We start from the raw sequence: 1901 nt of genomic DNA, 5'->3' as shown, positions 1-1901 counted from the left end.
GACTATAACTTTATGATATTGCGGGCATTTACGGCCAATGTCAACGATAGAATCACCAATATCAGCGAGCTGTCCAACAAAGTGGCGTTCTTTTTTAATGACAAAAAACTGATAACCGTCCATAGAAATGAGTTTGCGTTTCTCAAGAATTTAGAGGTGAGCTGCACCACCTCTGAGGAGCTTTTGATAGCCATCATGCACAAAATGATCGATACCTTTGAGGAGCCTTCGAGCCATTTGAGCAACCAAGTGGATGATTTTGAGAAGCATATTTTCCTAAAAAACGATGCCAAGATTTCTCTCGAGGATTTGTATTTTCAGAAATCCCAAACCCGAATTTCGAAGAAACTCTTACAAATAACCCAGGGGGTAATCAACGAAATGGAGGTAAGCCCTGCGTCGAAGTCGGCACTGCAAGATATAAAAGACCGCCTGCTGAGCCTTATCCTTACCTACGACGAAGTGGCCGACGACTCCGTCAACCTCATGAATACCTACCTGTCGGTCAGTGCCCAAAAAAGCAACGATGTGATGAAACTGCTGACCATATTCTCGGCTTTCTTTTTGCCCTTGACATTTATTGTGGGTATTTACGGCATGAACTTCGAAAACATGCCCGAGCTTCAGTGGCAGTCGGGATATTTTATGACTTTGGGGGTGATGGCCGTAGTGGCGGCGGTCATATATGTGTGGTTTAAGCGTAAACGGATTATTTGAAGTATAAAGGAAATTAATAATAAAAAAAACAATGCGAATACTATTTACAGGAGGCTCAGGAAAGGCCGGAAGGCATGTGATACCTTATTTGTTGGAGCAAGGCCATCAGGTGCTGAATGTGGATCTTACGCCGCTGCACCATCCAGGGGTGCATAACCTCCTAGCCGATATCACCGATTCAGGTCAGATGTTTAATGCCATGAGCTCTTACACAGGCCTGCACGAGCTGGAGGGTGGCGAGGGCATAGCCCGATTTGACGCCGTGGTGCATTTTGCGGCCGTGCCGCGAATCCTCATCAAACCCGACAACGAGACTTTTAGGGTAAATACGGTGGGTACCTACAATGTGATAGAGGCAGCTGTAAAGTTGGGCATCAAAAAGATCATCATTGCCTCGTCGGAGACCACCTACGGCATCTGTTTTGCGGATGGCGTCACCGACCCCAAAGTGCTGCCATTGGAGGAAGATTATGACGTGGACCCGATGGACAGTTATGGTTTGTCGAAGGTAGTGAACGAAAAAACGGCACGGAGCTTTCAACTACGCTCGGGCTTTGATATATATGCCTTGCGTATCGGCAATGTGATAGAGCCGCATGAATACGCCGAACTGTTTCCGCATTATTTCAGAAATCCTGAAGTCCGTCGCCGCAATGCGTTCTGTTATATCGATGCCCGTGATTTGGGGCAGATAGTGGATCTTTGCTTGAAGAAAGACGGCTTGGGTTATCAGGTTTTTAATGCGGGTAACGACCACAATGGTGCGGTATTGAACAACAAGGAATTGCTCGAAAGGTTTTTCCCGAATGTACCTCTCAGCCGAGAACTTGACGAAACCGAGGCCTTATTCTCCAACCGCAAAATCCGCGAAATGTTGGGCTTTAAGGAGCAGCACAATTGGCGGAGGTATGTGGAGTGGGAGGATTAGTGTATTAGTTATTGGTTGATTTGTTATTGGTGTATTAGTTACTGGTTGATTGGTTATTGGTAAATCGGCCACTGAGCACAATGAAATTCAGATGATAATCTGACTGAAATTGCGATCGATAGATCTCGAAGTGGGTTATTGGTTAATCGGCCACTGAGCACAATGAAATTCAGATGATAATCTGAATGAAATTGCGATCGATAGATCTCGAAGTGGGTCACTGTTTAAGCTATTCCACAAAGGCACACAAAAAATG

2 protein-coding genes are annotated in these 1901 nt (G+C 45.4%); both read left to right on the top strand.

Going from position 1 to position 1901, the window contains the following annotated elements:
• Positions 1-717: CorA family divalent cation transporter (locus EGI24_RS14515; RefSeq protein WP_310586093.1), on the top strand; the 717-nt coding region annotated here is incomplete at its 5' end.
• 31 nt (positions 718-748) lie between these two features.
• Positions 749-1645: an NAD(P)-dependent oxidoreductase gene (locus EGI24_RS14510; protein ID WP_255049183.1), complete on the top strand. Its 897-nt coding sequence runs from the start codon at positions 749-751 to the stop codon at positions 1643-1645.
• Positions 1646-1901: the final 256 nt, after the last annotated feature.

This window comes from Lacihabitans sp. CS3-21 (genome assembly GCF_024343675.1).
Classification (GTDB): domain Bacteria; phylum Bacteroidota; class Bacteroidia; order Cytophagales; family Spirosomataceae; genus Leadbetterella.
Note: the sequence above shows the minus strand (reverse complement) of the source record. Positions and strands in the feature narration are given on the sequence as shown.